Below are 13,834 nucleotides of genomic sequence, written 5' to 3' on the forward strand. Positions count from 1 at the left end.
AATGAATAGCCCAGAATTGCATAGCTTTAGAGGGTACCATTTAAAACTAAAAGACAACAAAATAGAAGCTTTATTGGCACATGTGTACCCAGATAACGCTATTGTTATTGAATCTTTAAACGACATCCCAAAAGAAAAATGGGTACAGCTAACTATGACCTACGACGGTTCTAGTAAAGCAAGTGGTGTGGGGATATACCTAGATGGTAAAAAACTAGAAACCACAACTGTTTTTGATAATTTATATAAGGACATTATTTTTCATGGTTTAAGACTTTACGGCTCTGAAAGTCCACGTCTTGAACCAGGACTCCGTATAGGAGCTGTTTGGAGAGGAAAAGGTATTCGCGGAGCTACAATTGATGATTTAATGGTGTTCAATAAACAATTAAGCGACGTTGAAGTTTTACAAATTTCAAACACCAATACTTTAGAAGAAATCAAACAAAAGTCTTATGCCAATTTATCTTATGATGAAAAGGAAAAACTAGCACACTATTATTTATCTGCTAACTCTAAACCTTATAATGATGCACTAAAAAAACTAGAAAAAGACAGGCTGGTTTTAGTTGACAGTATCAACCCTATCCAACAGATAATGGTAATGAAAGAAATGGAAACACCAAGACAAGCCTATGTTTTGGATAGAGGACAATATGATTCTCCAACAGATTCCGTTTTTCCAGATGTTCCAGAACGTATTTTTCCATTCCCAGACAGCTTACCAAGAAACAGAATTGGGCTATCTAAATGGATTACACATCCAGAAAATCCATTAACAGCAAGAGTAACCGTAAATCGTTATTGGCAAAATATTTTTGGACGAGGTATTGTAGTAACTTCTGAAGATTTTGGAAACCAAGGCGAATTACCAAGTCATCCTAAATTATTAGACTGGTTAGCAATTGAATTTATTGAATCTGGTTGGGACGTCAAGAAATTATACAAATTGATTATGATGTCTAACACCTATCAACAAAGTAGTATTGCTAGCGAAGAATTAACGAGTATTGATGACGAAAATAAATTTTTAGCCCGAGGTCCTTCACAACGTTTAACTGGAGAAATGCTTCGTGACAATGCGCTATTCGCATCTGGTTTATTAGGAGATGAAATTGGAGGAAAAAGTGTAAGTCCTTATCAACCACCAGGACTATGGTTGGTTAATGGCGATACTTACAAACCGAGTTCAGGAAAGGATTTATACAGACGCAGCATGTACACAATTTGGAAAAGAACAGTTCCACATCCAACTCTAGCAACTTTTGATACTCCAAATAGAGATTTATGTACCACCAGAAGACAGGAAACCAATACACCATTACAAGCATTGGTATTGTTAAATGACCCAACTTTTATTGAAGCCGCACGGGTTTTAGGTAAAAAAATGACAACTTACAGTAATATAGATGAAAGCATTTCTAAAGCTTTTAGAAAATTAACAGGAAGAGCGATACATCCTAACGAACTTGAAGTTTTAAAGAATTTACAGAAATCTGAGTTGGAGAAATTCAGGGAAAATGGCGCAAAAGCTGAAGGTTGGATTACTCTTGGCGAACATACGCTAACAGCTAACGACGATAAAGCTCTAGTTGCTGCCAATGCAGTTGTAGCATCTACCATATTAAATTCTGATGCTTTTATTACAAAAAGATAATATTGAAATCAAAAAATTGTGAGACATGTGTGATCATCATGATATATTAAAATCCAACAACAAAGATCTTCAACAGATTGAAAAGCAATTAGACCGCAGGCATTTTTTAAAGAAAACGTCTTTAGGGTTAGGTGCCTTAGCTTTGGGGAGTTTGTTAAATACCGAAAAAGCTTGGAGTTCTATTGGTACGCCAAATAACACCGAAGCGATTCTAGACGCGTATAATAAAAACCGTTTGGGTTTACCGCATCATTTACCAAAAGCAAAACGTATCATTTATTTATTCCAAAGTGGAGGCCCTTCACAAATGGATTTATTTGATTATAAGCCGAAATTGGTAGATATGTTTGGTCAAGATTTGCCAAAATCTGTTATTGGAGAAACTCGACTTACGGGTATGAGTGGAAGCCAATCTACATTACCTATTGCACCTTCATTATTTAATTTTAAACAATATGGCGAGTCTAGAGCATGGGTTAGCGAATTGATGCCGCATCTCTCAGAAGTTGTGGATGATTTATGTTTTATGAAAGGCATGCAAACCGATCAAATTAATCACACACCAGCCATCACATTTTTTCAAACAGGCCATCAATTACCCGGTAGACCTTGTATTGGTTCTTGGTTAAGCTACGGGTTAGGTTCAGATAATGAGAACTTACCAACCTTTATCACTTTGGTTTCAAAAAACGGAAAAGGTCAACCTCTAAAAGCAAGTTTATGGGGAAATGGATTTTTACCTACGGAACATCAAGGTGTACAATTCCGTTCTGGAAAAGATCCTGTTTTATATTTGAACAATCCTGATAATTACGATGGTAATGACCGTAAAACAATGTTGAATTATTTAGACAAACTGAATACGATTCAGCATGATGATTATGGTGATCCAGAAATTCAAGCAAGAATGACACAATATGAAATGGCATATAAAATGCAAACCTCTGTTCCAGAAGTAACGGATGTTTCTGACGAGCCAGATCATATTTTTGAAATGTATGGCAAAGACAGTAGAAACCCTGGAACATACGCTGCAAACTGCTTGATGGCGAGAAAGCTTTTAGAAAAAGGTGTGAAGTTTGTACAATTGTATCATCAAGGTTGGGATCAGCACATTGCATGTCCAGGCGGATTAAAAAACCAATGTAAAAAAACCGATCAAGGCACAGCTGCTTTAATTAAAGATTTGAAACAAAGAGGCATGCTAGACGACACTTTAGTAATTTGGGGGAGAATTTGGTAGAACTGTCTATTCACAAGGACAGTTAACCGATACGAACTACGGTAGAGACCATCACCCAAAAGCATTCACAATGTGGATGGCAGGTGCTGGTGTAAAACCTGGTTTTTCTTATGGCCAAACTGATGACTTTAGTTATAATGTCACCAAAGACCCATTGCACGTTCATGATTTTCATGCCACTTTATTGCATCTTTTCGGAATTGATCACGAAAGATTAACCTTTAAACATCAAGGACGCCGTTATAGATTAACCGATGTTCATGGTCATGTAGTAAAAGATTTATTAGCCTAAAACTATATTTATGTCAACAAGAAGAAATTTTTAAAGAAAACAGGGCTAGCTACAGCAGGGCTAGCTGCTTCGTCATCGGCTTTTGGAGCATCCATAATTTCAAAAAAAGCACATCAAATCGATTACTTAACGAAACGGACACCATCTTAGGTCATGGAGATTATAAATACAAACTAACAAAAAACTGGGCGCAGATAAGTTCTACGAGAACCCCTTTACTTAATTGCCATGAGATGGTCATGGATAGTAAAGGACGTTTGATTATGATTGGAGATCATCCGCAAAATAACATCTTGATTTTTGATAAATCTGGTAAATTATTGGACTTTTGGGGTACGGCATATCAAGGTGGGCACGGTTTAACCTTGCATGATGAAGGAGGCGAGGACATGTTATATATTACCGATTCAGGTTGGGCTCTGGGAAAAGAAAATAAAATGGTAAAGCATAATGGTCGTGTTGCAAAAACTACAATTGACGGGAAAGTTATTTTTGATATCGGGCATCCAGTAACCATAGGTGTTTACAAGCCAGGTGAAGATTTTTGTCCAACCGAAACTGCTATTGGTCCAAACGGAGATATTTATGTAGCTGATGGATATGGCATGAGTAGAGTTATTCAATATGATGCTTATGGGAGATATATTAGGCATTGGGGCGGAAGTGACAACCCTGATAAAAACTACCAAATTCAAAGTGCTCACGGCGTAGCAATAGATTATAGAGATAAAAACAACCCCATGGTTGTAGTTACTTCCAGAAATGAAGCGAGCTTTAAGTGGTTTACATTAGATGGTAAGTATATTAAAACATTACACTTACCAAATATGCAGGTATGTCGCCCTGTATTTGATGACAACAATTTATACGCTGGTGTTTGTTGGTCACAACCAAAGGTTGGAAAAACAAATTGGAAAGATCATACGGGTTTTGTAACTATTTTGGAAGGAGATAAAGTCGTATCTAACCCAGGAGGTACAACACCAATTTACAAAGATGGTGAGCTTCAAAAGTCTTTCCAAATAGAAGAAAAACCAATATTGCATGGTCATGACGTATGTATAGATGAAGACAAAAACGTATATATCTGCCAATGGAATGCTAACAATACTGCACCTTACAAACTAGAACGAGTATAAACAATACACTCTTTATTTTATGAATGAAGCACCAGACTTTGTCTTATTTTTAGGAAGATTCCACCCGCTTGTTGTTCACCTACCTATAGGTTTTTTAATTTTTGCTTTTCTACTTGAATTAGCTGGTAGAAAAAAGAAACTTGAAGCCGTAACGGCTGCAATTCCATTAGCCCTATTTTTAGGGTTTGCTTCTGCTGTTGTCGCCTGTGTTTTGGGTTATATGCTATCGCTTAGTGGCGATTATGATGGGGATGCACTAGATATTCATTTTTGGTTCGGTATTGCAACCACAGTTGTTACTTTGCTCGCTTGGTTAATTCGTATTGAAAAAATTAAACTTCCGAAGAAAAACAGGGTTAAAGCAAATATTTCAGCTTTGGCATTAATTGTTATTTTAATTAGTGTGACAGGACATTATGGAGGAAATCTAACCCACGGAAGCGATTATTTAACAAAATATGCACCTTTCAATAAAAAAGAAAAAGAGAAAACTTGCTAAAATTGAAAATGTTGAAGACGCCTTAGTTTTTGATTATTTAGCGCATCCTATTCTAGAAAATAAATGTGCTAGTTGTCATAACGCTGAAAAGAAAAAGGGAGGATTATCGTTTCAAGACTCCTTATCTATAGCCAAAGGCGGAAAAAATGGTACTGCTTTAGTTGCAGGAAATGCTTTAGAATCTGAAATGATAAAGCGTGTATTATTACATCCAGATCATGATGATTTTATGCCACCAGATGGAAAAACACCCTTAACAGAAGAAGAAATCACCATTTTACAGTATTGGATTAATAGTGCCAATGCAGACCATAGTTCAAAAGTCGCATCTATTGAAACTCCTGAAAATGTGATACATATTGCTTCAAACATGTTAGGAATTAAGGGAACAGAAAAAAGGTGATGTAGATTTACCAAGTGTTAGCACTATTGACGAAGCTACGCTTAAATCTATTATTTCAGAAGGGTTTACAATTCGCGAATTGGTTTTTGAGTCTAATATTTTTGAAGTGGTTTTACCTTCCTACAATAACAACATTGGTTCTAAAGATTTAAATACTAAACTGAAAAAATTATCTAAAATAAAAGACAATATTTTATGGCTTTATATTGAAGACAATGCACTTTCAGATGAAAATTTAAAAACCATCAGCACATTTAAAAACTTGCAAAAATTGGTAATAAACCGAAACCCGATTACTGATGTTGGTTTAAATAATCTTGCAAAACACGAGAGCTTAATTAGCTTGAATGTTTATGACACCAAAATAACAGGACAAAGTTTAGATGCTATGTCTAAAATTAAAAATCTTAAAAAAGTCTACGCGTGGAAAACCGCCATCGTTGAAAAAGATATAATAGCATACAAACCTGAGGACCTTCCTCAAATTGTTCTTAAGCCATAAAAAGTCATTATATAAAACATTTGTTACGCATTATTAAACATCAATAATATTCTATTGGTGTTTAATTGCGTATTTTTCGATTTGAAATAAATCCAACTTTTATAATAAACAACTTATGCCATTTATTCTTAAAAATTTCAAGGCTTTACTTTTAATTTTACTTGCATGTTCTTTATCATGTAAAGAAAAACCAGTAGCTCAAGCTTCAAAAAAACCTAATATTATCTACATCATGTCTGATGACCATACCACACAAGGTTTTGGAATCTATGGTAGTAGGTTAGCAAAATTAAACCCTACCCCAACGTTAGACAAAATTGCAAAAGAAGGTGTTATTTTCGAGAATTGTTTTGTTCATAATGCCATTTGTACGCCAAGTAGAGCTGCAATAATTAGCGGGCAGCAATCTCAAACTAATGGTGTTTTAGATTTAGAAGGTCATTTGGCTCCTGAAAAACATCATTTACCAATTGAAATGAAAACGCTTGGTTACCAAACGGCATTGGTAGGAAAATGGCATTTACACCATGAACCAGAACATTTTGATTTCTATCAGGTCTTACCAGGACAAGGAAAATATTTTAATCCTACTTTTAGAGTACGTGGAGACAAGCCTTGGCCTAATAGCACGGTTAAAACTGAGGGGCATTCGTCTGATAAAATAATGGATATTACTTTAGATTGGTTAAAAACAAAACGCGACCCTGACAAGCCTTTCTTTTTAATGCACCATTTTAAAGCGCCACATGATGATTTTGAAAACGCACCTCGCTATAATAGCTATTTAGCCGATACTTTTATTCCAGAACCTGAAAGTCTATATGACAACAAGAACAATGGCTCAGTTGCAACAAGAGGTAAAAATGATTCTTTAACTAGAATTATCGGTTCATCAGTTTCTCATAGAAATTTAATAAGAAACCAAGCTATGAATCTATATATGGATAGCACCATTTATAAAAATTACAGAAATCAAAAAGACATTAAACCTAACGAACGTGTTAAGTGGTCTCCTGATGCCAAAGAGAAAGTACACACAAGTGAAGTATATCAAGAATACTTAAAGCGTTATTTAAGATGTGTGAAAGGTGTTGATGATAACGTAAAACGTTTAATAGATTATTTGGAAGCTGAAAATCTTTTAGAAAACACCATCATCGTTTATACTGGCGACCAAGGCTTCATGCTAGGAGAACATGATTATATTGATAAACGTTGGATGTATGAAGAATCGTTACGAATGCCTTTCTTCGTACGTTATCCCGAAAAATTAAAATCCGGAATAAGAACTGATGCTATTATCAACAACACAGATTTTGCACCAACAATGATAGAACTTGCAGGCGGAAAGACACCAGATTACATGCAAGGTAAAAGTTTTAAAACTATTTTGGAAACAGGAGAAGAGCCTGAAAATTGGCAAAAAGCATCTTATTATCGCTATTGGATGCACATGGCTCACAGACACCAAAACCCTGCACATTTTGGTATTCGTACAAAAGACTACAAATTGATTTTTTTCTACGGAAAATATTGGGCTGACACAGCTAATCCTGAAGCAGATTGGAATAAAAAAAGCTGGGGTAACGATTTTACAAATGATACACCTGTTGCCTGGGAATTTTATGATTTGAAGAAAGACCCTAAGGAAATGAATAACTCCTATAGCAATCCAGAATACAATAATGTAATTGCCGATTTAAAAATGCAACTTAAAAAGTTAAGAAAAGATTTAAATGAGACTGATGCCAATTATCCACATATCCAGAAAGTGATTGATGAACATTGGGAGGATTAACTCTAATTTGAGTTATGGAATTTGAGTTTCAAAATTTTCAAAAAATTCTTGGTTTGTATTCAAATCTCGAATCCTTACAAAATCTAGGATTCCTGAGCCTTTAAATACATTCTCTAAGCCTAATATTCTCCCATTTGAATATTGATACTCAAATTCATAAATTAAGTTATCATTAATTTCAATTTTTACTTTTTTATTTTTAACAATCAAATTAAGTGTGTTCCATTTATCTAAATCAAATGTAAATGATGATAAATCCTCATATGTACCTTCAATTATTTTATTGCCCATTTTTATTCCTGAAAACTGAGAACATCCCATTTCCATCAATTTCAAATAATTTGAATTATACTCACATATTAATCTAAAAATAAAATCGTAACATGTAATTCCTCCCAAATTATTTGAGTTCTTAAATCGTGTAGTTAATTTAAAATTATCGCCGTCAATTTCAAAATCTTGATATAATCTATTTACTATATAATAAACTGATTTAGTTTCGAACCCCTTTGCTTTTAGGAATTTTGGAGAAAAATAGAGATAATCACTTGAATCCTTTTTTTTAATTTCATTATCAATCCAAAAATTATTCCTGTTAGTTTCATAAACAAAATAGCTATTCCATCCATCAGATTTTGCAAGGATTTTTTTGGTACACAAAACCTCTTGGTTTTTCGATAACTTGACATCGTAAAAACCAGGTATTTGATAAGTAAAATTATGTAGAAACCTACTTGTATCTGCCACTACAACTTGACGACCTCTAACTGGATGATCCACGCCAAAATCTATCTTAGCGCTATCTGATCCAAATTTAGAAAGGTTGTAATTTGCAGTTATTGTAAAAGGAACAGTTCCTATAGAGTCTGTAATCTTAAAATCATAAGTATCACTAAACAACTCTTTATCAAACTGTTGAAACTTAAATACAAAAAATAGAGCTATCAAAAATAAAACTCCAAATAAGATATAATAACTACTAAAAGAACGTTTTTCAGACACTTCAGTCTCTTCTATTAAACTCTCCCTTAATTTCTTGTCTTTTTTAATTGCAACAAAACTTTGCCAATCACTATAACCTAAAAACTTCACTAAAGCATTCTTGGTTGCTAATTGAGGATTATAATATTTTTTATATTTTATTTTCCCAAACAAGCGTTTTAAAGTATGCGGGCTAATGGAGATGTTTGATGCCTCAGAAATTACTTTTGCTAGTCTCTTATAATCAGATTCTGTCCAAATACTAGACGGTTTCCATTCTAACTTTTTCTCAATCTCATTGAGACAATATTTCAAGTATTCCTGTTCAATCATTTATACTATGCAAACTTTGTATAGACTTTGCATAGCAAGTTAAATGTATTATTTAGAAAATACAACTAAATTTAAAAAGGCAATACTTATTGAAATATCTAACTTTTCAATCTTCTTTTCCTATTTTTATAAATAAACCAACTACTAAATTCAAAAAAATGAAATTCATTAACTCGCCACTATTTTCTTTTTTATCCTTCATGCTTTGTATTTTCTTTATGCCTTTAACTATTAATGCACAGGTTAAAATCTACGAAGGCACAGAAGTGATTCCTACTTATAAGCCCAAAAAGGATGAAATAAGTCCTATTTTTTATACTGGCAGAAGTGTACAAGGAGCTCAAGGAAAAGTGTACCCTTACCCTTCGCAAACAAACTTAGGCAGCACACTTACAGATGAAACTTATGAAATGGTTTATCTTGAAAATGAATATGTAAAAATAAAAGTGTTACCAGCTTTTGGTGGGCGCTTATTTTCTGCGATTGACAAAACAAACGACCATGAACTATTCCATACCAATAGCGTCATTAAACCAGACCTAATTGGGACACTTGGCGCATGGGTTTCTGGAGGCATAGAATGGTGTTTTCCGCACCATCATAGAACAAGCACTATGCTCCCTAGCGATTATAGAATGGTTAAAAATGAAGACGGTAGTGCCACAATCTGGATTGGCGAAACCGAAAAAACAATTAGAGCTAGGGGCGTTATTGGAATGACCTTGCATCCCGGAAAATCTTATATTGAAGTTGATTACCGAATAAATAATACCAGTACAAAAACCAAAGCATTTTTATTCTGGGCAAACGTTGCTATAACTGCAAATGAAGACTTTAGAACTTTTTGGCCTCCTAGCCAAGAAATTGGTGTTTTTCACAACAACAATAGCTTTATTCAATGGCCGCTCTCTAATGAAACTGAAAGTTATGGAAGGACTAGCTACAAAAAAGATGTAAATCTTACATGGTGGAAAAATCATCCTAACCCTGTATCTTTCTTTATGTGGGGAGCTAAAGAAGGCTTTATTGGAGGTTATGATTATGGTGTAAATGCTGGAACCGTTCATGTTGGAGATCCACATGAAAATAGTGCCTCGAAATTATGGCAATTCGGTCCCGGACTTCAAGGTCAGAATGCACGAAGAAAATTAACTGATGATGGAAAGGCTTATGTTGAATTAATGACGGGTACTTTCTCAAACAACCAACCTGATTATAGTTGGATTCTACCGCATTCTGTTAAAGATGCTAAAAATTACTGGTATCCAATTCGGGATTTAGAAATTGTAAAAAACTCCACAATTGATGCTTCGGTAACGCTTCAAATGAAAAATCCAAAAACCGTTTTCTATGGTTTTAATACCACACAAAATTTCAATAATGCGAAATATGTTCTCAAATATGGCACTACTATTTTAGCCGAAGGCACTATCGATATAGACCCATCAAAACCGTTTACTTCAGCCTATAAATCGAAAAAAGCTATTGATGAGTATCAGCTTCATATTCAACTTTTTGATGCTAATGGGACAGAACTAGTTGCTTACAAACCTTATAAGCCAGAACGCCCAGAATTACCTGAACCTCAAGAACGGGTAAAACCAGTTGATGAGATTTCTTCTGTTGAAGATTTGTACTTAACGGGGCGATTTGTTGAACAATTTAACCGCCCAGGAAAAAACCCTGATGATTATTACTTAAAAGCTTTAGAAATATCGCCAACTGACTATAGAACGAATATTGCTCTTGGCATTAGAAGAGTTAATCAAACACGGCATAACGAAGCTCTTGAGTATTTGCAAAACGCAGCGGATAAACTAAAAATAAAATACCATCAACCAAAAGAAGGCGAAATATATTACTATTTAGGACTTGCACACAGAGGTTTAGGAAATATGGAAGAAGCCTATAAAAATTTTGCAAGAGCAACTTGGTATTACCAATGGTTTTCTGCTGGAAATTATCAATTAGCGCAAATTGAAAGTTTAAATGGTAATTATAAGAAAGCATTGGAATATATCTCAGAAGCTTACACTACAAATACGAGAGACGGAAGAGTTGTTGTGCTTTATAGCGCTTTACTTCGGAAAACTGGAAACACAGATAAAGCTAAAAGTTTAATTGATGATTTAGTGGCATACGATCCTATCAACTTTTCAGCACTTTATGAAAGGGAATTGTTAAGTGGAAATAATGCGATGAAAACCTGGCATAAAAACATGCAGGATATTGACAATAATTACCTAGAAATTGCCACAAATTATATGAATGCAGGTTTATATGAAGAAGGAATTACATTACTATCTTCTTTAGAACAACCTAAAAATCCTCTAATTCACTATTATTTATCGTATTTCCACACACAATCTGGAGACGATGCTAAGGCTTTAGACATCTTAAAAGCGACTAAAGGCTTATCTTTAAATTACAGCTTCCCATACAGAGAAGAAACAGAATATGTATTAAAAAATGCGATGCGCTTAGATGCTCAAAATGCAACATCCTATTATTTATTGGGTAATTTACTCTATGACAATAGAAAGGAAGAAGGCATGAATGCTTGGAAAAAAGCAAGCGATTTAAACAACGATATCCCCATGGTATGGCGTAACTTGGCTTTTGGGGCTTACCATCACGAAAAGGATATGCAGCAAGCCATTACATATATTTCTAAAGCTATTGCCTTAAATAATACTGTGCCGTTGTGGTATTCAGAATTATCTAAATATTACGATGAGTCTGAAGTAAGTTACAAAGAATGTTTAGCCATTTTGGAAAACAATATAGACATCGTAAAACAGGATGTACAGGCACCAAAAACTCTTGTAGAGCTTTACAATTTGGATGGATCTTACGATAAAGCTTTGGACTTTCTATCAAACCATCATTTTAGAACTTGGGAAGGCGGCAGAGAAACCTACTGGCACTATGTGGATGCTAACACACTTAAAGCTTTAGAATTAGTAAATTCTAAAAAATATAATGAAGGCATAACGCACCTAGATGCTGCTATGTTATATCCTGAAAATCTAGAAGTTGGTAAACCTACAAATGATGAGAAAAATGCTTTAATTCATTATTTTAAAGGTGAAGTATATTCCAAAATGAAAGACAGCAAAAAAGCAAAAGAAAGCTATGAAAGTAGTGTGAATTCCAAAAACGGAAGAGGCATGTATGAATTGCAATATTTTCAAGGTGAAGCTCATAAAAAGTTGGGAGATACTCAAAAGGCTAATGAAATATTTAAATCTTTAATTGAAAAAAGTAAAGCCTACAGAGAAAAAGGAACAAGCAATACATTAGTTGCTGTAGAAGAAGCTTCGGCTACAAACAAAAAAGCCATTTCAGATTCGTATTATCTAGAAGCATTAGGAAATAAAGGCTTAGGAAACGCCAAAGAAGCAGAGAAACTATTTGATAAAGCTTTAGAAATTTACAAAAATAATTTATGGGCCAAAATAATGAAAGCCTATAATTAAACTATTTGGAGGTGTTTTTCAGAATTGTAATTACACCTCCATTTTGTTCCCAAAGTTAGCAATAGTTTTTTTCTATTATCAGAAAAAATACTGGAGTTACTTCCTAAAAGTATATCCATATCTCCGTCATTATCAATGTCTCTTGCTTCAATTAACATAAAACAATTATTTTCCGCATTTGGAAGTTTATATGTTTTAAATTTCCATTTGCCAGCCTCAGAACTTATATTTTCAAAATATAAAAATGCCTCTTCATCCTTATTCTGTAGAGCCGCATAATAGCCAATTGATGCAATATCTATATCGCCATCATTATCAAAGTCTGCGCATGTTGTCCCATAAGCACCTTCTTGTTTATGAAACCAAACTTGTTCAAACTTATTTTCTCCTAAATTTTCAAATAGTCTCACGCCATGGTAAGGTTTTAAAGCACTAGCAAAATCATCACTATCTCCACTAGAACACACAATATCTTCATCGCCATCGTTATCAAAATCTAAAAGCTCAAAGTGTGTAGTTCCATAGTATGAAGGCAAAGTTAATAATTGTAGTTTCTTAAATTTTAAATCGCCCTTATTTACAAACAAATAAATGCTTTCATCTTCTTGAGCTACAAGTGCATAAAAATCCTTTAAACCATCATTATTGACATCTCTTAATGCAAATTTTACTGCACCAGACTTGGGATGAATAATTGTTTTCTCAATGGTATTTTTTCTTGTATAAATATTTATACCTCCTAGGTATTTTCCAAATTCAGCAACCAGAATATCAATTGCACCATCTTTATCAAAATCTTCAACAATAAAATCAACAGGCCTTTGCAAATTTGGAATAAAGCGTCTGGGTTTATCAGATAAAACAGAAATACTTCCTGTAGGTTCATCAACATTAAACATGCGCCCCATACTCAATAAAAGTTCCATTTTTCCATTTTTTATAACATCTACTAATGGATAATTTAGTTGGTGATTTTTCAGAACATTCCCTTTTTCATCTATTCTTTTATAGAAAGCTTCTTTTTCTGTATTGAAACCAACAATATACTCTTTATCTTTAAAATTCAGATATGTTAACCCTTCTCCACTTGTTTTCCACGGTAATACTTCTTTTTCAAATAAGAGTAATTCACTCTTTAAATTTGAATTTTCTTTTTTTGGAAGATTATCTGGAGAATTTTCATTATAAAATGTATTGATGGCATCCCATTCAGCATCAGAAATTATGGGTTCTTTTGGAAACAATCCAGAAGCTGTAAGTCTTTCTTTTGCAACTTTATTATTAAAATCATTAAGTATTTTACCCTTCGGAGCTTTTCCTAAATGAAACCCCATAATTGGCAATACTTCTTTCCAATAACGCTTTGGCATAACACTAGGTTGTGGAAATGCATGACATTTTGCGCAATGCATTTCTGCTAATGTTTTTCCATTAACTTCAATATTAGAATCAGATGTTTCTAATGATTTTTTTGTTTGAATTAATGCAGCCAAATGTAACTAGAGTAA

9 protein-coding genes and 1 pseudogene are annotated in these 13,834 nt (G+C 33.9%); 8 read left to right on the forward strand and 2 right to left on the reverse strand.

Going from position 1 to position 13,834, the window contains the following annotated elements:
• The first annotated feature begins 1 nt into the window (after nt 1).
• From AC0L5U_RS09160 to AC0L5U_RS09190, 7 genes and pseudogenes are all read left to right on the forward strand, one after another.
• Nucleotides 2–1,657, forward strand: coding sequence for a DUF1553 domain-containing protein (locus AC0L5U_RS09160; protein ID WP_473416234.1), 1,656 nt, complete (start codon nt 2–4; stop codon nt 1,655–1,657).
• Between the two features lie 25 nt (nt 1,658–1,682).
• Nucleotides 1,683–3,192: pseudogene (locus AC0L5U_RS09165) on the forward strand (DUF1501 domain-containing protein).
• 239 nt (nt 3,193–3,431) lie between these two features.
• Nucleotides 3,432–4,331: an NHL repeat-containing protein gene (locus AC0L5U_RS09170; RefSeq protein ID WP_473415937.1), complete on the forward strand. Its 900-nt coding sequence runs from the start codon at nt 3,432–3,434 to the stop codon at nt 4,329–4,331.
• A 19-nt stretch (nt 4,332–4,350) separates the two neighbouring features.
• Nucleotides 4,351–4,830: a DUF2231 domain-containing protein gene (locus AC0L5U_RS09175; RefSeq protein WP_473415939.1), complete on the forward strand. Its 480-nt coding sequence runs from the start codon at nt 4,351–4,353 to the stop codon at nt 4,828–4,830.
• Complete coding sequence (locus AC0L5U_RS09180) at nt 4,790–5,233, forward strand: c-type cytochrome domain-containing protein (protein ID WP_473415940.1); 444 nt, start codon at nt 4,790–4,792, stop codon at nt 5,231–5,233. Before AC0L5U_RS09175 ends, AC0L5U_RS09180 begins: the two co-directional genes overlap by 41 nt.
• 79 nt (nt 5,234–5,312) lie before the next feature.
• Nucleotides 5,313–5,735 (forward strand): hypothetical protein, encoded by a 423-nt coding sequence (locus AC0L5U_RS09185; RefSeq protein WP_473415941.1) that lies wholly within the window; start codon nt 5,313–5,315, stop codon nt 5,733–5,735.
• A 115-nt stretch (nt 5,736–5,850) separates the two neighbouring features.
• Entirely contained in the window at nt 5,851–7,533 is a 1,683-nt protein-coding gene (locus tag AC0L5U_RS09190) for a sulfatase family protein (protein ID WP_473415942.1), read from the forward strand.
• Between the two features lie 12 nt (nt 7,534–7,545).
• Here AC0L5U_RS09190 and AC0L5U_RS09195 read toward each other — a convergent pair whose 3' ends face one another.
• Nucleotides 7,546–8,829, reverse strand: a complete 1,284-nt coding sequence (locus tag AC0L5U_RS09195; protein WP_473415943.1) for a hypothetical protein — start codon at nt 8,827–8,829, stop codon at nt 7,546–7,548.
• Nucleotides 8,830–9,005: 176 nt separating this feature from the next.
• Here AC0L5U_RS09195 and AC0L5U_RS09200 point away from each other — a divergent pair, with 176 nt between their 5' ends.
• On the forward strand, nt 9,006–12,326 hold the full coding sequence (locus AC0L5U_RS09200) for a DUF5107 domain-containing protein (RefSeq protein WP_473415944.1): 3,321 nt from the start codon (nt 9,006–9,008) through the stop codon (nt 12,324–12,326).
• On the opposite strand, the gene AC0L5U_RS09205 is transcribed toward AC0L5U_RS09200, so the two are convergent.
• Nucleotides 12,323–13,819 carry an FG-GAP repeat domain-containing protein gene (locus tag AC0L5U_RS09205; RefSeq protein WP_473415945.1) on the reverse strand — a complete coding sequence of 499 codons (1,497 nt, stop codon included), beginning with the start codon at nt 13,817–13,819 and terminating at the stop codon, nt 12,323–12,325. The two genes, AC0L5U_RS09200 and AC0L5U_RS09205, sit on opposite strands and share 4 nt — an antisense overlap.
• Nucleotides 13,820–13,834: the final 15 nt, after the last annotated feature.

This window comes from Jejuia sp. G7-7, from assembly GCF_055808955.1.

Excerpts from the sequence above, each read along its gene's own strand:
- AC0L5U_RS09160 (WP_473416234.1), top strand. The coding sequence starts at position 2 with ATGAATAGCCCAGAATTGCATAGCTTTAGAGGGTACCATTTAAAACTA.
- AC0L5U_RS09170 (WP_473415937.1), top strand. The coding sequence starts at position 3,432 with ATGGATAGTAAAGGACGTTTGATTATGATTGGAGATCATCCGCAAAAT.
- AC0L5U_RS09175 (WP_473415939.1), top strand. The coding sequence starts at position 4,351 with ATGAATGAAGCACCAGACTTTGTCTTATTTTTAGGAAGATTCCACCCG.
- AC0L5U_RS09180 (WP_473415940.1), top strand. The coding sequence starts at position 4,790 with ATGCACCTTTCAATAAAAAAGAAAAAGAGAAAACTTGCTAAAATTGAA.
- AC0L5U_RS09190 (WP_473415942.1), top strand. The coding sequence starts at position 5,851 with ATGCCATTTATTCTTAAAAATTTCAAGGCTTTACTTTTAATTTTACTT.
- AC0L5U_RS09200 (WP_473415944.1), top strand. The coding sequence starts at position 9,006 with ATGAAATTCATTAACTCGCCACTATTTTCTTTTTTATCCTTCATGCTT.